Origin of the sequence: Shewanella algae (genome assembly GCF_009183365.2) — a bacterium.
In the GTDB taxonomy this organism is placed as follows: Bacteria; Pseudomonadota; Gammaproteobacteria; order Enterobacterales; family Shewanellaceae; genus Shewanella; species Shewanella algae.
Genome location: NZ_CP068230.1, coordinates 192,089 through 210,489, shown reverse-complemented (window position 1 = coordinate 210,489; position 18,401 = coordinate 192,089). Strand labels below are relative to the sequence as shown.

Sequence of the window (18,401 nt, the reverse complement as noted above, 5' to 3'; positions counted from 1 at the left end):
AAACCCAATGAACCAAGATACTCTCCATCGCTATCTGTTTGATAACGCCGATGTAAGGGGTGAACTGGCCCAGCTCAGTGATAGCTACCGCCAGATAGTTAACACCCACGATTACCCGGAGCGCCTTAAGGTACTGCTGGGTGAATTGCTGGCCGCCACCTCGTTGCTGACAGCCACGCTGAAATTTGAAGGAGATATCAGTGTGCAACTCCAGGGTCAGGGTGGCCCCGTGTCACTGGCAGTGATCAATGGTAACAACCGCCAGGAATTGAGGGGCGTTGCCCGTTGGCAGGGCGAGATTGCTGCCGATACGCCACTGGAACAGCTCTTTGGTCAAGGCTATATGGTTATCACCCTTACCCCGACAGAAGGCGAGCGTTACCAGGGCGTAGTGGCGCTGGATAAGCCCAGCATCGCCGAATGTCTGGAGAGCTACTTTGCCCAATCTGAGCAATTGCCTACCGGTATCTGGTTATTTGCCGATGGCGAACATGCCGCCGGTATGCTGCTGCAGGTATTGCCGAGCGAGCAGAGTGAAAATACCGAGTTTGAACACCTGACTCAGCTGACTGCGACTATTAAGGCCGAAGAACTGTTCAGCCTGCCGGCCACCGAAGTCCTGCATCGCCTCTACCATCAGGAGCAGGTGCGGCTGTTCGATCCGGTGAGCGTCAGCTTCAAGTGTACCTGCTCCCGTGAGCGCAGCGCTGCAGCCATCCGCACCCTGGCGAAAGAAGAGATAGACGCCATCATCCAGGAAAAAGGCCTGGTGGAGATGGGCTGTGAATACTGCAACAGCCACTATCGCTTCGACGCTATCGATATCGAAGCCATCTTCGCCAACGCTCAGGCACCGGATACTCCCCAATAATGGGGCGATAAATCTGTCGTTTTTCAAGAGGGCGAGTGATCGCCCTCTTTTTTTCACCATTTTCCAGATCTTGCTCACACTTCAGCCAGCGCTTAAGTTACAATCGCGCCAACCCGGCAGCAGACCGGGACCATACCAGACCTCACAATAGATGGAGACCTTACCTATGGCGGCAGAAGCAAACCGCATCCAACTCAATCTCAACAGTGCCCAACTGGTCGAGCAGGCTATTCTGCGCGGCGAAGGCACTCTGACAGCCAACGGCGCCCTGGTGGCCCAGACCGGCGAGCGCACCGGCCGTTCCCCCGCCGACCGTTTTATTGTCAAGGAGCCGGGTACCGAGGCCGATATCGAGTGGGGCGCGGTCAACCAAGCGTTTGAACCTCAAAAATTTGCTGCCCTATGGGAAAGGGTCGAGGCCTATCTGGCCGACAAGCAAGTATTTGTCTCTGAACTGGAAGTCGGCGCCGACGCCGATCACTACCTGCCTATCAGAGTCACGACTGAATACGCTTGGCACCAATTGTTTGCCCGTAACCTGTTTATCGTGCCAGAGCACTATAACCAGAGTCAGAAACCCGAGTGGCAGATTATCAATGCCCCTGGTTTTGTCTGCTCACCCGAGCGCGATGGCACCAACTCAGACGGCACAGTTATCATCAACTTCGCCGAGCGTAAGGTACTGCTGGCCGGTATGCGCTATGCCGGTGAAATGAAAAAATCCATGTTCTCGGTACAAAACTTCCTGCTGCCGGCCAAAGACGTACTGCCGATGCACTGCTCGGCCAACGTCGGTAAAGATGGTGACACTACCCTCTTCTTCGGCCTCTCAGGCACAGGCAAGACCACACTGTCTGCCGATCCCAAGCGCTTCCTTATCGGTGATGACGAGCACGGCTGGGCCGAAGGCGGCGTCTTCAATATTGAAGGTGGCTGTTATGCCAAGTGTATCGATCTCAGCCAGAAGAATGAGCCGGTGATCTGGGATGCCATTCGCTTCGGTACTGTGCTGGAAAACGTGGTACTGGACGCGCAGTGCGTGCCCGACTACAAGGATGCCAGCCTGACCGAGAACACCCGTGCCGCTTACCCACTGGAGCACATCGCCCAGCGCAAAGAAGACAACCGTGGCAACGAGCCACACGCCGTGGTGTTCCTCACCTGCGACGTTTCCGGCGTCCTGCCCCCGGTAGCCAAACTCAGCAAGGAGCAGGCGGCCTATCACTTCCTCTCAGGTTATACCGCCAAGGTGGGTTCCACCGAAGTGGGCTCAACCGCCGCGATTCAGTCAACCTTCTCCACCTGTTTCGGTGCTCCCTTCTTCCCTCGCCCTGCCGGGGTATATGCCGAACTGCTGATGAAGCGTATCCAAGCCTTCGGTAGCCAGGTTTACCTGGTGAACACAGGCTGGACCGGTGGCCCTTACGGCGTGGGTAAGCGTTTCGACATTCCTGTCACCCGTGCCATTGTTGATGCCATCGTCAGCGGTGAACTCAAAGAAGTGCCGACCGAACATATCGAGCAGTTGAACCTGGATATCCCGGTTGCCGTCCCCGGCGTCGACAGCACGTTGCTGAACCCGGTCAACACTTGGGCCGATAAGGAAGAATATGCCAAGTACGCCAAGCAGCTGGCTGAATCCTTCCAAAGCAACTTCGCCAAGTATCAGGTGTCTGATGCCATCAAGGCCGCTGGCCCTAAAGCCTGATAACGACAGTTGATGATGAAAACGGCTCCATTAAGGAGCCGTTTTCTTTTCCGAGAATTATATGTTCAATACCAAACCTAAGAGCCACAATACATTAATCGTTTCATCATCCATTAGGCATTAACTTAGTATCAGCATAAGTTGAGTTATCAAGTTAATCAGCCTGTCTTATTACTGTCATATATATACTTTAAGTTGCTCACTCCTGATTAATAATTAAACAATTCCCATATAAAAATAAGGGTATAACCAGTTACCGTACGACGATACAAATATACACTTTTGGGTAATTGTTATGACTAATATGTAACGGGAAAATTACGCGACAATTTTGTCTCAAGCAAATGCATCAAGGAGTGATAATGTACAAGGGTAAAATTCGCGGTCAAGGTATGACCGAATATATCATTATAGTAGCGCTTATTGCTGTCTCCGCCATTGGCGTATACAGCTTCTTCGGTAAAACCATTCGAAATCAAGTGGCTGGTCTGGCAACAGAGATGTCCGGTGTTGATTCGTCAGCTCAGATTGGTGCTGCCAAAACTGCTGCGGGGACAACCTCTACTGTTGCCAACGGTGATTATAACTTGGGTAACTATAACGCTGCTGCAAATAAGGCTGCGGCTGGTGGTTCTTCTGGTGGTTCAGGCGGTAATTAATACCTCTCTTACCTATAAAATGGGGAATACGTCTGGTGATTCCCCTTCTCATTCGTTAAAGGATTAACTCATGGCATCTAATAAACAGATGGGCCAAGGGATGACGGAATATATCATCATAGTGGCTCTGATCGCGATTACTGCAATTGGCGTATACAGTTTTTTTGGAAAAACAATACGCAACCAAGTCGCCGGACTTTCAAGTGAAGTTTCGGGGCAAGACTCCTCTGGACAAATATCCAATGCCAAGACAGCTGCCGACGATGCCAGCAATACAGCCGATAGCAACTACAACCTGAGCAACTATAACGAAGGGGCCAATAAGGCTGCCGGTGGTTCAGGTCAAGGCGGTGGCGACAGCGGAATCGACTAAACCAATACCAAGACCAGAGAGCAGGCAGGAGCAAAGGAATGATGCCTTCCCGTCAACAGGGGCAAGCCATGATAATGTCATTGATTCTTATGGCATTTGCACTAATGGTAATCCTCTTTAGTTTCAATGTGTCCCAACTGAATATCAAGGGCACTAAATTACAAAATACCGCAGATAATACAGCCTACAGTGTTGCCACTCTTGCTGCCAGGGACATGAATTTCAAGGCGTACACCAATAGAGCTGCGGTTGCCAATCAGGTAGCAGTAGCCCAACTCGTTGGCCTTTCATCTTGGTTCAATATGGCTGAAGTATTTTCACAGAATGCTTGCCGGGTATTGTGTGCAGTTCCCTACGTTGGCCAAGTGGTCAACGGTATCGCGCAAGTGGTAAAGGGGCTGAATCAAGGTGTGCAGCCTGCCATCAAAGTACTGGTCAATGTAGAAAATACCGTACTTAAAGCCATAAGTATCGCTCAGCAATCCATGCACTATGCAGGGGTAACGGCAGCGTTCGATAGCGCTGGCGATATAGTCAAAGCCAATGATCCAAATGCTCGTATGGATTTGATGCAAAACCCGCTATTGATACAAGATCTAAAGAATGTATGGGTAGACTTTCAAACTCTTCAAAAAAGACAAAACAGAAATAAGGGTGGCAGTCAGTATAAGGACTTTATAGGTGTCACTCTTAAATCCCGAGATCCTTTCAGCAACAAACGCACCTATAAACTGCCTTTCCCTTGGTCATTCCACTTTTTTCCGATCAAAGCCAAGACTTATAAAGCCGGCGGCAGCGAGCTTGTCAGCAACGGGAATCGTCCAGAATCATGGACATCCATGGATACCTTGAGTGTGCACTTTTCCAAGTTCAGATGTAAACGTTGGCGCTGCAAATGGCGTACCAGAGAAATTTCTGCCGGTTGGGGTGGAACCGTGTCCGACAATAGAGCCATTCTCAGCAGGTTGAACGATAGAACTTACTGGGGAAGCAGCAGAGGACATAATAGAAGCGCATCCAACTTTGCAGCCGCCGATCAAGTGACCCGTGGCAGCTATGATGGCGTACAACCTTTCTATTCCCTGTCGAATTCCGCAAAAGGGAAAAGTGAAACCAGCAATATTCTGGTCGTGGTATCCAAAAAACAAGACAAAGTGAGAACCAGCAACAGCGTACCTCTCGGAGGGGACATAGTTGACCCTGCGACCAATGAAAAAATGCTGGGTGACAGAATGACCGCATTGGCCGCGGCACAAGTCTACTACTCGCGGCCGAGAGATCTGATGAAATCAGGTTCTGCCTGGGCCAGAAAAGATAGTAAGCATGAGTACGGCAACCTCTATAACCCATTCTGGCAAGTGCGCCTGAGCCAATCTACTCAAGGGGAGAGGGCCGCAGTTCAGGCTCTGACAAGGTTACTCTAATGCAGTTCATTCATCGACAACGGGGCCAGGCCCTGGCTGAATCAATCATAGGGATGAGCTTTGTGATAATCCCATTGCTACTGTTGCTACCTTTCGTCTCAAAAATAACCGGGGTCCAACACAGAGCTAATCAGGCGGCTCAATATGCTGCTTGGGAACGCACGGTATGGAAGGAGCAGGCACCTTCACGCATGGTCACTGGCAAGGGAATTTTCCTGGCAAAAAAAACGGAACAACAGTTATCAGCCCAACTCCCATGGCGCTTTTATCAAGGAAAAGGCCAGGTAATAGATAGTCGTCCACCTAAGCAATGGAACTGGGAACAGAATGTTCACCCCTTGCTGAAACACCAGACTCGCCATGATGGTTCTCTATCTGGCTTGATCAAGGATAAGGGGGAAGGAAAGAACCGTCTAAGCTTCACCGAGCCGAGCTCCAAGATACCGGGTACGGTGAACTCTTTGATAGGCAAAGCACTTGGGGTGCTGGCCTATACCGGCTTCTCCCTTGAGCAAGATCAGTTCTACCGCACTCGCGTGGAAACTGACCTGGTACAGATGCACCTCGAGCCATTCGACAGTATGCAGCTGACTTATAAGGGCAACAGCGCCTTACTCGCCTCAGGATGGAATGCAGCTGGCCCTGAACATCTGCGTCGTAGAGCCGAACGCCTGGTACCAACCAACTACGCAGATGTCAGTTGGGTGAGAACCGCCCAAAAGGTTGCCAGCTTCATTCCCTTTGGTAAAGAACTGCACCCCAACTCCCTGAAGCTGGGCCATGTGGAAACTGAAGTACTGCCTGCCAACCGTCTTTGTAATTATGGTTCTAAAGGATGTGGAGGTTAACTATGAAACAACTCCTTTTGGGCTGTTGGTTTCTCAGCCTTCCTCTGCTGGCCGCTGAATGGCCTGAAATACAGTTTCCCGATTCCGCCACCGTGGAAGTGGTAGCTGAAGAAATGGTTTATCAAGGCACTCCCATGGCAACTTGGGTGATGCGGGATAAAAGCAATCAGATGATGACCGCAGCCTTCTTCAAACGCCAATGGCAGGGCAAAAGTGAACGCTTTGATGAACAGATGTTTGGCCAGGATTACATCATCAATAGCTTGCAACCACCTTTCCTGTTAACGGCCCGAATAAGGAAAGACTTTGATGGTGTTCTAGCTTACATAGGCATAAGTAAAGATCCCGGTAGCCCAGTCCATAGTAAGTTGGCATTTCCAATGCCGAGCGGTAGCACTGTGTTGTCTGATGTCAGTTCAAAGGATCTCTTCAAGAGTGGCCGAACCTTGGTTTTCAACAGCAACCGCACACTGGCAGATACCTTCCATTACTACCAACGTCACTTTCAACGTCAGGGTTGGAGCGAAGTTGGTACCTATCTGGATAGCGAAATCGGCACCCTGATGCTCACCCAGGGAAGCAACACTCTGGACATTAGCATAAACCGAAAAAATGGCTTGGTTTACGTGGTCGCTAACCAAGTTATGGAAGGGATTTAAGGTGTTAAACAAAAACCAAAAAGGACAAGCAAGCTTTGAGTATCTCGTGGTGTGCGGTGCCTTGGTCGCCGCACTCTTGACCCCAATAGAATCTCAAGGCGACCAGAATGTGGTCGAGCTGTGCCTGGAGGCTCTCAGAGCTTGGTATACCGCATTCGCCTATGCCAAATCACTGCCTGCATTACCTCTTTAGTATTGAGACAAAAGATGAAACTGAAATCGATAGACTTTAACTGGATCCTGCTGCTGGTTGCCATCGCCTTGGGTGGTGTCGCAGCCTTTGCAACCAAATCATATTTAGAGCAGCGGGAAGCCGAGCTCAGAGCTGAACTCAGTGACAGTGATGTCGTGATGGCTGACGTGCTTGTAGCCAATCAACCTCTTGAAAAAGGTATGATCATTTCTGAGCAGAATATGACCGTACGGCAAATACGAGCCGATATAGTCCCCTTGGAGGCCTACCATCCCAGTCAATTCGGTGAGGTGGTCGGCAAGATGCTATTACACCCGATGGCTCCCGGCAGACCCCTGCTTACTGCTTATGTACCCGGTCATGGTGTCAGTAAATTTTCCGACATGCTTGATGAAGGCCAACGTGCAGTGACTATCGAGATTGATGTCATTAACTCAACGGCCGGAATGTTGGTTCCATCTGATCATATCGATCTATTGTTGGCGTATGACGAACCGCTGGGTGACAACAACAACAATCGCAAGAAGTTACAGCTACTTCTGGAAGACGTCACTGTATTGGCAACCGGCAGACGCAGCCAGGAAGTACCTGATGAACTGGCAGACACCCTATTTGAAGATCCCGCCTCCTACAATACTGTGACCTTGGCTTTATCCGTGGATGATGCAGCCAGGGTGTCCTTGGCCCGCAACAAAGGTTCATTTGTCACTCTATTGCGTAATCAACAGGAAACTTTGCCACTGGAGTTTGCTTCCCTGTATCAGGATGAAATATTTGAAAAATCAGCTTCTGACAATAGTCGCCTGGTAGAGATTATTGTCGGTGGCGGCGGCGTTCAAACCCAATATCAAGAATACCCAAATCCAGATGCAGCCGAGCCTAAGCTGCAAATCACCCAACAAGAGACAAGAACCGCATTATGAGAAGTTTCATCCTCTTTCTGGCAGCCTTGCTGTTGCCATGGCAGACCTTTGCCCATAACAACCCTCCTCTCTCGCTTTATGTCGGCGCAGTGGAGCTCTATAAGGTCAACAATGTTGAACGCGTTGTGGTCGGAAATGGTGCAATTCTCAGTGCCAAAGTCATTGATGATAAAGGAGTATTGTTAATAGGTGAGTCTGAAGGTGTCTCAGACCTTCAGCTGTGGCAAAAAAATGGGAAACTCATCAAGCGCAGTGTCACTGTTTATGCCAAAAACCAACTGACCAGCATCCAGAATATCCAGCACCTACTGGCTTCTTTCCCCAAGCTAAGCGTGACTCAATCCAATGAGCTGCTGGTCGTTCAGGGAGAAGTCGATGAGAAACATAAAGGCGTCGTTGAAAAAATACTGGCCAGTCACCCAAACCTGATTTCACTTGTTGAGTTCAAACAATATGCCCCGGACATGGTTCCCATGGTGAAAATGCAGGTGCAGATAGTCGAGTTCAATAAATCTCGTCTTAACAACATTGGTATTCAATGGGATTCAGTTATGTCAGGCCCAGCCTTTGGTGCAGCTAAAGCCTTTACTGCCAACCCCATTTTCAGTGTGACATCTCCTGGCAATTATGTCGGCACCATCAATGAGGCTATTTCAGACAGCATTGGTGTTCTGGATACCAGAGGATGGAGTTATTTCGGCATAGTTACCGGAATTGGATCCAAGATTCAGTTGATGGCCGAAAAGGGGGATGCCCGCATGCTGGCGCAACCCAACCTCACCACTCGAAGTGGTGAGGCTGCCAGCTTCCTGGCCGGAGGCGAGTTCCCCATTCCTATGACCTCAGCCCTGGGCGTCGTCACCGTAGAATTCAAGGAATATGGGATCAAGTTGGATATCGAACCTGAGGTGGACGAACATCAAAACATCATTAGCCGAGTGCGAGCCGAAGTCAGTGCGATTGACCCTTCAGTTGCTATTGATGATGTTCCCGGCCTACTCACCCGTAAAGCAGAGTCCGTAATCAACGTCAAAAACAAAGAAACCATGGTGATTTCAGGGCTGGTCAACAGCGAAATGTCAAAGTCCGTTTCCCGTTTTCCACTGCTTGGTGATATTCCCATCCTGGGAGAACTATTCAAGTCACGTAATTTTAGGGAAAACAAGACCGAACTGGTTATTTTCGTTACCCCTACAATAGTTTATCCGGGTCATGAAGAGCACGAAGCACAGTTGGCCCGGGGTAAAGAACTTGCGGCAGAAGCTGACCAGCTAGAAGCCTTCTACATCCTGGACTAGGAGCGGTATATGTTCAGTATTATGGTGAGCACCAATAAAGGTACCCGGGTCGGTGAGTTTCAATGTATTCATTCCCAGTGCCAAATAGGCAAAGATCCAGACAACCTTATCGTCTTGAGAGGATTCAAAGTTTCACGCTTGCACGCCACGCTCATACAGGATGAAGAAGGCATCTTCGTGGAAGACAACAAGAGCCGCACCGGTATCAGGGTGAATGACGAAAAGCGGCAGCGTTTCGGTCCACTCAAGACAACAGACAGGATACAGGTAGGGGATTATCAGCTTCGCGTGATTAATCAAGATCCCGAATACCAGTTCGACAATAAAGATTCGTCAGCAGAATGCCCACCGGAGAATCCTGCTGACAAGCAGGTTGCAGACGTTGAAAGCACTAGGAACATGAAACCACTGGCTATGACCAATGCCAAGCTGGATCATATTCAATTCAGAAATGAGTGGCGCCGACGGGTACACAGAGAACTGCTGAAACAGATGGATCTTCGCAGGGTCAACGTCAACGAGATGAGCGACCAGGAGCTACGCCAGCAGAGTGAGTCTCTTATCCAGCAAATCATTAGCCAAATGCAGCTTCCTGCAGAGATTGAAGTCAACTCTCTAATAGAAGAAGTTCTGGATGAAACCATAGGGCTTGGCCCCTTGGAAGGCTTGGTTGCAGACCCTGAAGTGTCTGAAATCATGGTTAATAGTCATGATCAGATCTTTTATGAAAAAGCCGGCCAGCTGTTTCTTTCAGACGTTGCCTTTTCAGATGATCAGGCCGTATTGGGCGCCATAGAGCGAATAGTTACACCAATAGGCAGACGCATAGATGAAAGCTCACCCATGGTGGATGCGCGTCTTAAAGATGGTTCCCGGGTTAATGCAGTAATACCACCTTTGGCTCTTAAAGGCCCATGCATCACCATACGTAAATTTATGCAGCAGCGACTGAACTGTAGTGATCTGGTGCGCTTTGGTTCTATGAGTCAGGCAATGGCTGACTTTCTGGAGATTGCGGTTAAGCAGAAGCGAAATGTCGTTATCTCTGGTGGTACAGGTTCAGGGAAAACAACCCTGTTGAATGTTCTCTCCAACTTTATTCCGGAAAGCGAACGCATTATCACAGTTGAAGATGCCGCCGAGTTGCAACTCTATCAACCAAATCTGGTTTCACTGGAAGCTCGTCCAGCCAACCAGGAAGGTAAAGGCGCCATAGAGATCCGTGATCTGGTCAAAAACTGTCTTCGGATGCGTCCTGACAGAGTCGTTATCGGTGAATGCCGTGGAGGTGAGGCACTGGACATGCTTCAGGCCATGAATACGGGGCATGACGGCTCGCTGACTACAGCCCACTCAAACTCACCACGAGACTGTATCTCAAGGCTGGAAGTCATGGTGATGATGGCTGGCATGGAATTACCGGTACAAGCCATTCGTGAACAGATATCTTCAGCCGTCAATATCATAGTCCAGCAATCACGTTTCGCCGATGGTTCTCGTCGCGTTACCAGCATTTGCGAGGTTACCGGCATTGAAGGCTCCATAGTGCAACTCTCGGAGATATTCCGTTTTCAACAGACGGGTTTCAACGAGCACGGCAAAGTACAGGGTTACTATACGGCAACCGGTTCTGTCCCGGAGTTTTATGAGCGCTTAAGGCAACAAGGTATCAAGGTCAAACTGGATATTTTTGAGCGGGAGTCTCGCCATGAGTAGTCCGTTGTTCATCATAGGTTGCATTGGTATCAGTGCGGTGCTGCTGGTGTGGTCATTGAGGCACCTGTCGTCTAATTGGGCCAGAGAATATCAGGACAAATTCACCACATCAGCCAGTACAAACCTTGCCGATATGTTCATGTTCATCGAACCGCAGCAACTGTTTTTGATGAACATTATTACTTTGGTATCAGTGCCATTTCTAGTTTGGTTGCTGTTTGGTTCTTTGATACTGGGTATTGTCCTCAGCATAATATTGGCTCTGCTGCCACGCTTTGCATATCGCTATCTACGTAAGCGTCGCCAACGTAAGTTTGTCGAACAGTTGCCTGATGCACTTAATATGATCGCCTCTTCAATGCAGTCCGGCGCCAATACCACCTCAGCCATTGAATTTATGGCTGAGGAAATGGATGCCCCCATACGGCAGGAATTTCAGTTGTTTCTGCGGGAGCAACGCTTGGGGGTAGAGTTCAATACCGCTCTGAACAACATGTATGCTCGAATTCCTGAACCCGAATTTCAGTTAGTGATTGCCGGTATGCAAATATCCCGAGAAGTAGGGGGAAACCTGGCTGAAGTACTGTCAAGGCTGTCCAGTACACTGCGAAAAAAGCTGGAGATGGAAGGCAAGATAGACGCGCTAACATCACAAGGTAAGCTTCAGGGATTAGTGATGACCTTGCTACCAGTGTTTATCGGGGTAGTACTCAATCACATGGAGCCGGATGCCATGGGACGCATTTTTACCGAGCCCTTGGGCTGGCTCACCATCGCAGTCGTCGTATTGATGCTGTTCTGCGGTTACATATCCATTCGTAAGATAGTCACTATCGATGTGTAGTAGGAGCCGCAATCATGATTAATCTGATCATCCTCTGCTACGCCTGTGCTTTGGGCTTCACCATTATCAGTTGCGCAAGGATTTATCGCCGGGTTCCTCCCGATAACAGGGAGTTCATGGATCCGCTTTCACCAGGGTTAAAAATAATTTGGCCACTGGTGCAAGTATTGGCTTTCTACATCAGTGAGAAGCTCAGTGTCGACTATCTGGAACGGGTTTCCAAGAAACTACAGATATCCGGCCTGTCATACATCATGAGTGCCGAGCAATACTTCGCCATCAGGATCCTCAGCACGCTATTTGCAGTGGGACTGATGCTGGCAGCAACCGCGATGCTGGGAGAGGTCAACAGCCGCTACCTGCTCTTTGCTGCCATTGTTGGCTATTTCCTCCCCGTGATGACACTGAACGATCTGCGTAAGAAGCGTCAGCTAGACATTGTTAAAGTGCTACCTGTGTATCTGGACTATCTGACCATGTCCATCGAAGCCGGTTTGAATATGACTGGTGCGCTGACCCAAGCGGTTGAACGCGGTCCAGAAGGGCCTTTAAAAATTGAAATTGAAAAGGTTATCCGCGATATGCGCGCCGGGATGTCCAGAGCTCAGTCTTTTAGGAATATGGCCGAACGGGTACAAATAACCGAAATCAACAGCTTGGTAAGTGCCTTGGCTCAAGCAGAAAGAACCGGAGCAAGCCTGGGTAAAACACTTAGAATTCAAGCAGACCAGCGCCGAGTAGAACGTTTCCAACGTGCCGAAAAGAAAGCCCTGGAGGCTCCAGTAAAGCTGGTATTCCCACTCATAGTGTTCATCTTCCCTGTCACCTTCATGATTCTTCTTTTCCCGATAGTTATGAAGTTTATGTACGAGCTATGAAGATGGAAACCAAGACACTTATTACAGCCTCAGGCTATGAATTAGGGCAAGTGTTTCTGGCCAACAATCCCTGGCTGCGTCTAAGAGGGTTACTGGGAAGGCCAAAATTAACACCTTCTCAGGGAATGTTAATCAGCCCCTGCAGCTCGGTACACACTATAGGAATGCGTTATCCGCTGGACATAGTGTATCTGGACGCCCAGCACACAGTCCTCAAAGTGGTTTCCGAACTCAAACCCTGGCGCAGCAGTTTTTGCCATGGCGCCCATCACACACTTGAGCTGGTAAATGGAACAGCAGCCAAGGCCCAAATCCATGAAGGAGAAACACTCAGATGGAAAAGTTCCTAATCACGCTTATGTGCACCCTGATGTTGATTATGCAAGGGTGCGCTTCTCAGACACAGCACCAGGGCAATCAGGCTATCATGGAGATACAAGCCAGAGCTGAACATGCCTACAAACTGGCGATGATGGATCAGGCCGAAAGTCTGTACCTCGAAGTGTTGAGATCTGTTCCCAATTACGCTCCCGGTTGGTTTCGTCTGGGCAACATCTATACCCGAACCGGACGTCAAGATGCTGCCATAGCGGCCTATCAACGTTGCATTGAGCTTGAGCCAGACAATCAAAAAGCTTGGTATAACATGAGCCTGGTACGCTTGAAACAATCTGCTCAGGTATTGGAAATAGCCCAACAGCATGGTGACACTAGTTCTGTGGTTCATAGGCAAATAAAAGCGTTGCTCCAAGCCATCTACGAACTGCAACGTGAACCCAGCCCGGAGCAGGCCGCGAGATGAAACGGTTAACATCGCAAACAGGCCAAGCGATGATGGAGTTTAACCTCGCTCTGCCCTTTCTGATGCCACTGGTATTGGTTGCCATGATGTTGCTCGTTCAATGGGGATTTATCTATTCCGCCAAGAGCACCTTGGATGCTGCAACCGTCAAAGCCGTGCGCTCAGGAGCCCTCAATCACGGTAGTTTGAGTGCCATACGTAAAGGGCTGAGCGAAGGTATGATGCCCCTTTACAATCAGGATCCCAGCCTGACAGGTACCTTGGGAGCGTTAGCCAAAGCCAGGATTGCGGTGACAACCCAAGCCAAGATAACCATTCTCAGCCCGGATAAGAAGGTCTTCGATCGCTTTAAAGTAAGGTCCACCTACCAGGGCAAGAGCCTCTATGAAATCCCCAACAATAACCTTATGTACCGTAATCCGGCGTTACAAAACCTTGGGAATAACCGACAACTGAACATCCAGGATGCGAATCTTCTACAAATAGAAGTTCGCTGGTGCCAAAAGTTAATCGTTCCCTTTGCCAACTATGTACTCAGAGAGATTGTCAGTTCGCCACTATACATGCCCAGCAAGGAGCAACTGGAGTGCAATCTGCTCAGCCGAGCTACCGGGGATATTTATCTTGCTATGGTCTCTGATGGCCTTATGCGTATGCAAACTCCTTTCAGGATGTAACCAACACTTATAGGGAAGTAAATCATGTCCAAAAAAACTTACCTGGCTCTGCTGATAGCCGGGATAATGCTGACCGGTGGTTGTAATGGTGAGCTAGAGCCAGATGAAGGCCCGGGTCAGGAAGTTCCAACTGACCCAACAGATCCAACCGACCCGACGGATCCAACTGACCCAGACCCGGTTGACCCACCCAGCCATGAAGGTAGCTGGGAAATACGTGATGAGGACAATGACGGTATTCTGGATGAGAGGGATGATTACCCTTTTGATCCAACAAAACATCAATTTCCTCAAATTATTGAGCAAGAACCCAACGATAACCCCTCAATCGCAACCCAGGCAGGAATGGCTCCCCCATTTACGGTGCGAGGAGCCATTTCTCAAAAATCAGACAATGGCGATCTGTTTTCCTTTGAAGGAGAAGCCGGTCAATTCTACACCTTGATGCTCAGCTATGAGGATCCGGATTTCAAACCCAATATCTACTTTTCTGATGCTCAGGGTAATGCACTCAACTTTGGTGAGTTGGAAATAGATCCTGTGCTCAAGAAAGTCGCTATCAGCGTTGAAATTCTCAAAGATGGCCTTTATCACATTGGCGTCAACGATATTAACTTTGATGGCCGTCCTAGCTTCAGCTACAGCGCCCGTATTTTTGCTGATCGTGACAGTGATGGAGTTTATGACCAGCAAGAACTGGCATTGGGCATGGATCCAGAGAGTGATGACTCAGACCAAGATGGGATACCCGATACTCTGGAGTATCTGTATGGTTTAGCAGCCGATGACTTTGATCCAGATGGCGATGGTATTCCCAACTGGTATGACACAGATAGTGATGGTGATGGCCTGAGTGATGGATTTGAGGGTGGCGCCGATGCAGACGGCGATGGTCAGGGTAACTTCCTCGATTTGGATTCCGATGGCAATGGCATCGCTGATGCCATTGAGGCCGGCGACAATCCCAAGCACCCTTTGGACAGAGATCTTGATGGAGTCCCTGATTTTCTGGACTTGGACGATGACAATGATGGCGTCCTGGATATCAATGATCAGGACAGGCTGACCGCCGTCAGTATCAGCTCCGTAGCTATCCTGGGGCAGGCCTATACAGTCCATAACGATACCAAAGTCAGGTTTTTCCGCGAAGGCGATACACTGAACGTAGAATTGGATTCTCCCTTATCTGCCGGTCAACACTTTTTGGTTATCACCCGGGAAGGCTTACCTCCAATCAACTTACCTTTAACTCAAGCCTCAGGTCTTATCACTACAGTACTGCCCAAAGGTGCCAGTGAAGTTTTTGTCTCTGATGGTGCTCTGCGCACCAATGCGAGAGCCTTGAAACTTCAGCCTGCAGGCACCCCGGTTATCAGCACAGCCGGCGCAGTGATGCTTGACGAAAACGCCCAGGTGACTCTCTATGGTGACAGCCTAAATGGCAATATCACAGTGACAGCCAATGGAATACCTTTAGAGGTCATTTCAAATACAGCCCATTCTGCGAGAGTGAACGTCCCAACAGGACTTGTGGACGGTACGCTGCAAATCAACAACGCTCAGGGACAGAGCAACCAAGTACAATACTATGTACTCAAAGAAGCAGAAGTTACCCTCACCTCTGTAGGCGGTGTTGATCCCTTAGGTGTACGTGTAGAAACACTGCTGAATACCACAACGACACTGGATTACAACGGTCGGGCAAACATTAAAGTCTTTAAGAATCGGCTGACTCCTGTCACAGCCTTTGTTCCTACTGCAGATAATAGTCAGGGATATGTTTATCTAAACAGTTACTTGTTACCAGGCGAACAACAACTGACATTGGATATAAACAGTACGACTTTTAAGTACGTGCTGGACTTTATTGGCGTTGACAAGATCCCACAGGCTTCGTTGGCTAATTTTCGCGACACCATAGTGACTTATCCTGAGTTCATAGAACTGCAGGAACACTTCGCTGGCATGCTGCAAAGTTCTCCAATGGCACTGGAGCAATTATCTCAAGCAACAAACCTGTTGCTAATAAGCAACAGCAACAAGATATATCAGCGCTATAGTCAGAACCAGGTTAGCAACACAGCCAAAGCCCAGTCATTCAATGCTTCTCCAATGGCTATGGCCATGGTCAAGCGGGCTTCAGCAACCGGAAGCATTAAACCAAACATCACCAATTATGGTACGGCTTACTTTGACTATAGTCTTGCGGCCACTAACTTCCTCGATAATTGGCTACCGTCGGATCCAAGCTGTCCCAATAACAGCGAGATCACCAAAGAACAGAAAAACAAACTCCAGTACGATGGCTGCTCAGAGCTGCAAAATCGTACCCGGCTTTATTTGAGTACCATGATTATCCCTCTGGGTGAAAATGGACAGTATGATGAGTCCAAGCTGGATAGTCCGCTGCGCAAGCACGCTCAATCAGCTTGGGATGGCAATATAATAGGACCGCAATCTGGAACATACTTTGGTCTGGAGTTTTGGTCCAAAGATCAGTACTACAATGTTTGTCCCTATCAAGATTGCCTTTACCAAGTTCTCGCTCCGGGTGTAGATACTCCTTTGGGGCCTTCACCATTTAGCTTTCGTAATCAGTCTGCCTATGATGAGGCCAACCTCAAAGCTCGCCAATACTTGGCAATTCGCACCGTCATAGACGGTATCTTGCTTAAGTTTTTTGACCTTATTTTAATCGGGGTAGGTTATGAACCGGCAGGATTCGACCCCGTGGTCATCACCAAGTTAGTGATCCAGTACTCACCCAAGCTGCTAGAGGAAACTGAAAAACTTTATAAGGATGACAATGTTACTGGAACTGACCTTGCCAACTTCCTGGAACAGCTTGCGATAGAATTCTATAAAAATGAAATAGAAGTCTTCTACGATCCTGCCAATAGAGGCAAATTGGGCCCCATCACTACAGCAGTGCTGCAAAGTATGGGAGTAAAACCCGAAGACCTGGCAGCCTTGGCAGCCGGAGCCGCGTTACGCAAATGGGCTCCTTTTATTGGCCAAATGGAAGCGATAAAAACTGGCGCCCAGGTAGCAGACATACTGATCGACCAGCTCAAGACCATTACAGATATGGTCGGCGTACCGGTGAAGTCTGACTTTACCCTCACTTGGGGGATGCAAATTGTCGACATAGACCCTGCCATTATGAAAGCTGAGCCTATAGACAAGCCGTTGTCTATCATCGGCACAGGGTTTGGCGTTAACGAACGTTGGTATTGGTTTGATGAAGAACCCTTAACCGAACTGAAAGATGAGGGCAACAATGCTTATGAAGAGCGTGAATATGAATCTGTCTCCGAGGATGGCACTCTGCTGAAAATAAGCGTTCCAGGCTCTATGTTGAAAAACGCTGTCGGTCCTATCGCCGTTGCTGTTGAGCACAGAGGGCAGCGTGCTGAGTCACCTGTAAAAATCAAGATTGGTGATGGCCTTGAGATCATACGTTTGAAAGCAAGTAGCGGCCAACCCGGTGACCTAGTCGTCATCGAAGGCTTGGGATTCAGCCAAACCAAAGCAGATAATAGAGTCACATTCGCCGGTAAGAATGGTGAACGTATCGTTGCCTTTATCAACAAGGTCGAGCCAGGGAAACTAACGGTGAAAGTCCCCAATAATGTTGTCTCGGGTAATGTCACTGTAGAAGTAGATAACGAGCTCAGCAATGGACTCAAGTTTGAAGTCCCCCATCTACTGGAAATCACTTTCGGTGATAACGGCAACTTCAACGACGATATCTTTAAACTGGTTGTCGATGATAAAGTACTGACCGATGGCAGTAGCCCGCAACGCCAGGTTGGCCCCTTATCAATACCGCTTACCTCAGGCACCCACACAGTAAAACTGGTAGGGATCCGGGCTGAAGATGAGATAGGCACCTATTACATCCAGTTTGAAGGCGATGTTCTCTCTGTCTCGGGGGATGAATTGGAAGGCCGTGACCTATTGAAAGATAGCGTCAAACAATTCCAGGTCGAAGTCGGAACTCCCCAACAGAAGGCTCGTAGTCAATATCAGCCGTTGCGCAATCTGCAGCAGGAATAAAATCAAGGGAAGAGCCGTAAGGCTCTTCCCTGTTTCAAGGAGTTGAACAATGAAAATTCCATTTGCATATCTTTCACTTGGAGTAACCCTTTTCACGCTGCCAGTGGCGGCCAAACCAAATGAGAAGCTGACTCAACAGTGCTTGGATAGTTTTGAAATCATCAAAAACCAGGATGTACAAGCCTTTGTGGCACTAATGCCCTACGAAGCGAGTGCCAAGGAACAAGAGCATGCGGCCCAAATACTGGCCCGTTCACACAAGCGTTGGTATCAAGATAAGACTCTCGGCACCATTACGCCCCAAGATGTGAGTTACAGCGAACCCAGCAAAAGCAAGCAACAGAAAGGTGCGCTTCAGGAAGCGCGGGTTAAGCTACTGATAGAAGGAGAAAACTACCGTTCTTCTGTCAGCTGCAAATTTCTCCAAACCGATAAAGGCTGGTTTCTTTCCAAGTTGCCTTAACCCGTT

General features: G+C 48.9%; 18 protein-coding genes. All 18 read left to right on the top strand.

What is annotated here, in order from left to right:
• Positions 1–7: 7 nt before the first annotated feature.
• The 18 genes from hslO to E1N14_RS00865 all read left to right on the top strand — a co-directional run bounded on the left by hslO (position 8) and on the right by E1N14_RS00865 (position 18,395).
• Positions 8–871, top strand: a complete 864-nt coding sequence (hslO, locus tag E1N14_RS00950) for an Hsp33 family molecular chaperone HslO (RefSeq protein ID WP_025010642.1) — start codon at positions 8–10, stop codon at positions 869–871.
• Positions 872–1,037: 166 nt separating this feature from the next.
• Positions 1,038–2,579 carry a phosphoenolpyruvate carboxykinase gene (locus tag E1N14_RS00945; protein ID WP_025010641.1) on the top strand — a complete coding sequence of 514 codons (1,542 nt, stop codon included), beginning with the start codon at positions 1,038–1,040 and terminating at the stop codon, positions 2,577–2,579.
• Between the two features lie 362 nt (positions 2,580–2,941).
• Positions 2,942–3,238, top strand: coding sequence for a Flp family type IVb pilin (locus E1N14_RS00940; RefSeq protein ID WP_025010640.1), 297 nt, complete (start codon positions 2,942–2,944; stop codon positions 3,236–3,238).
• A 70-nt stretch (positions 3,239–3,308) separates the two neighbouring features.
• Positions 3,309–3,611, top strand: a complete 303-nt coding sequence (locus E1N14_RS00935; RefSeq protein ID WP_025010639.1) for a Flp family type IVb pilin — start codon at positions 3,309–3,311, stop codon at positions 3,609–3,611.
• A gap of 38 nt (positions 3,612–3,649) precedes the next feature.
• On the top strand, positions 3,650–5,035 hold the full coding sequence (locus tag E1N14_RS00930) for a Tad domain-containing protein (protein ID WP_025010638.1): 1,386 nt from the start codon (positions 3,650–3,652) through the stop codon (positions 5,033–5,035).
• The gene (locus tag E1N14_RS00925; RefSeq protein WP_062793499.1) at positions 5,035–5,883 is read left to right on the top strand and encodes a hypothetical protein; all 849 of its coding nucleotides are present in this window, start codon (positions 5,035–5,037) and stop codon (positions 5,881–5,883) included. Before E1N14_RS00930 ends, E1N14_RS00925 begins: the two co-directional genes overlap by 1 nt.
• Positions 5,884–5,885: 2 nt before the next feature.
• On the top strand, positions 5,886–6,542 hold the full coding sequence (locus tag E1N14_RS00920; protein WP_025010637.1) for a hypothetical protein: 657 nt from the start codon (positions 5,886–5,888) through the stop codon (positions 6,540–6,542).
• A gap of 1 nt (position 6,543) precedes the next feature.
• On the top strand, positions 6,544–6,735 hold the full coding sequence (locus tag E1N14_RS00915) for a hypothetical protein (protein ID WP_025010636.1): 192 nt from the start codon (positions 6,544–6,546) through the stop codon (positions 6,733–6,735).
• 14 nt (positions 6,736–6,749) lie between these two features.
• The gene (gene cpaB, locus E1N14_RS00910) at positions 6,750–7,658 is read left to right on the top strand and encodes a Flp pilus assembly protein CpaB (RefSeq protein WP_025010635.1); all 909 of its coding nucleotides are present in this window, start codon (positions 6,750–6,752) and stop codon (positions 7,656–7,658) included.
• A complete protein-coding gene (locus E1N14_RS00905; protein WP_025010634.1) occupies positions 7,655–8,956 on the top strand; it encodes a type II and III secretion system protein family protein in 1,302 nt (433 codons plus the stop codon). Before cpaB ends, E1N14_RS00905 begins: the two co-directional genes overlap by 4 nt.
• Before the next feature lie 9 nt (positions 8,957–8,965).
• The gene (locus tag E1N14_RS00900) at positions 8,966–10,672 is read left to right on the top strand and encodes a TadA family conjugal transfer-associated ATPase (protein WP_025010633.1); all 1,707 of its coding nucleotides are present in this window, start codon (positions 8,966–8,968) and stop codon (positions 10,670–10,672) included.
• On the top strand, positions 10,665–11,516 hold the full coding sequence (locus E1N14_RS00895; protein WP_025010632.1) for a type II secretion system F family protein: 852 nt from the start codon (positions 10,665–10,667) through the stop codon (positions 11,514–11,516). Before E1N14_RS00900 ends, E1N14_RS00895 begins: the two co-directional genes overlap by 8 nt.
• Before the next feature lie 14 nt (positions 11,517–11,530).
• Positions 11,531–12,394: a type II secretion system F family protein gene (locus E1N14_RS00890; RefSeq protein ID WP_025010631.1), complete on the top strand. Its 864-nt coding sequence runs from the start codon at positions 11,531–11,533 to the stop codon at positions 12,392–12,394.
• Positions 12,395–12,396: 2 nt separating this feature from the next.
• Positions 12,397–12,744, top strand: coding sequence for a DUF192 domain-containing protein (locus E1N14_RS00885; RefSeq protein WP_037437059.1), 348 nt, complete (start codon positions 12,397–12,399; stop codon positions 12,742–12,744).
• Positions 12,729–13,196 carry a tetratricopeptide repeat protein gene (locus tag E1N14_RS00880; RefSeq protein ID WP_025010629.1) on the top strand — a complete coding sequence of 156 codons (468 nt, stop codon included), beginning with the start codon at positions 12,729–12,731 and terminating at the stop codon, positions 13,194–13,196. The genes E1N14_RS00885 and E1N14_RS00880 overlap by 16 nt, the downstream gene beginning before the upstream one ends.
• A complete protein-coding gene (locus tag E1N14_RS00875) occupies positions 13,193–13,873 on the top strand; it encodes a TadE family protein (RefSeq protein WP_028780577.1) in 681 nt (226 codons plus the stop codon). The genes E1N14_RS00880 and E1N14_RS00875 overlap by 4 nt, the downstream gene beginning before the upstream one ends.
• A 24-nt stretch (positions 13,874–13,897) precedes the next feature.
• Positions 13,898–17,932 (top strand): IPT/TIG domain-containing protein, encoded by a 4,035-nt coding sequence (locus tag E1N14_RS00870; protein ID WP_025010628.1) that lies wholly within the window; start codon positions 13,898–13,900, stop codon positions 17,930–17,932.
• A 49-nt stretch (positions 17,933–17,981) separates the two neighbouring features.
• The gene (locus E1N14_RS00865) at positions 17,982–18,395 is read left to right on the top strand and encodes a hypothetical protein (RefSeq protein WP_025010627.1); all 414 of its coding nucleotides are present in this window, start codon (positions 17,982–17,984) and stop codon (positions 18,393–18,395) included.
• The last annotated feature ends 6 nt before the right edge of the window (positions 18,396–18,401 follow it).

Excerpts from the sequence above, each read along its gene's own strand:
- hslO (WP_025010642.1), top strand. The coding sequence starts at position 8 with ATGAACCAAGATACTCTCCATCGCTATCTGTTTGATAACGCCGATGTA.
- E1N14_RS00900 (WP_025010633.1), top strand. The coding sequence starts at position 8,966 with ATGTTCAGTATTATGGTGAGCACCAATAAAGGTACCCGGGTCGGTGAG.
- E1N14_RS00875 (WP_028780577.1), top strand. The coding sequence starts at position 13,193 with ATGAAACGGTTAACATCGCAAACAGGCCAAGCGATGATGGAGTTTAAC.
- E1N14_RS00895 (WP_025010632.1), top strand. The coding sequence starts at position 10,665 with ATGAGTAGTCCGTTGTTCATCATAGGTTGCATTGGTATCAGTGCGGTG.
- E1N14_RS00865 (WP_025010627.1), top strand. The coding sequence starts at position 17,982 with ATGAAAATTCCATTTGCATATCTTTCACTTGGAGTAACCCTTTTCACG.
- E1N14_RS00940 (WP_025010640.1), top strand. The coding sequence starts at position 2,942 with ATGTACAAGGGTAAAATTCGCGGTCAAGGTATGACCGAATATATCATT.
- E1N14_RS00935 (WP_025010639.1), top strand. The coding sequence starts at position 3,309 with ATGGCATCTAATAAACAGATGGGCCAAGGGATGACGGAATATATCATC.
- E1N14_RS00945 (WP_025010641.1), top strand. The coding sequence starts at position 1,038 with ATGGCGGCAGAAGCAAACCGCATCCAACTCAATCTCAACAGTGCCCAA.
- E1N14_RS00920 (WP_025010637.1), top strand. The coding sequence starts at position 5,886 with ATGAAACAACTCCTTTTGGGCTGTTGGTTTCTCAGCCTTCCTCTGCTG.
- E1N14_RS00890 (WP_025010631.1), top strand. The coding sequence starts at position 11,531 with ATGATTAATCTGATCATCCTCTGCTACGCCTGTGCTTTGGGCTTCACC.
- E1N14_RS00930 (WP_025010638.1), top strand. The coding sequence starts at position 3,650 with ATGATGCCTTCCCGTCAACAGGGGCAAGCCATGATAATGTCATTGATT.
- E1N14_RS00870 (WP_025010628.1), top strand. The coding sequence starts at position 13,898 with ATGTCCAAAAAAACTTACCTGGCTCTGCTGATAGCCGGGATAATGCTG.
- E1N14_RS00905 (WP_025010634.1), top strand. The coding sequence starts at position 7,655 with ATGAGAAGTTTCATCCTCTTTCTGGCAGCCTTGCTGTTGCCATGGCAG.
- E1N14_RS00925 (WP_062793499.1), top strand. The coding sequence starts at position 5,035 with ATGCAGTTCATTCATCGACAACGGGGCCAGGCCCTGGCTGAATCAATC.
- cpaB (WP_025010635.1), top strand. The coding sequence starts at position 6,750 with ATGAAACTGAAATCGATAGACTTTAACTGGATCCTGCTGCTGGTTGCC.
- E1N14_RS00880 (WP_025010629.1), top strand. The coding sequence starts at position 12,729 with ATGGAAAAGTTCCTAATCACGCTTATGTGCACCCTGATGTTGATTATG.
- E1N14_RS00885 (WP_037437059.1), top strand. The coding sequence starts at position 12,397 with ATGGAAACCAAGACACTTATTACAGCCTCAGGCTATGAATTAGGGCAA.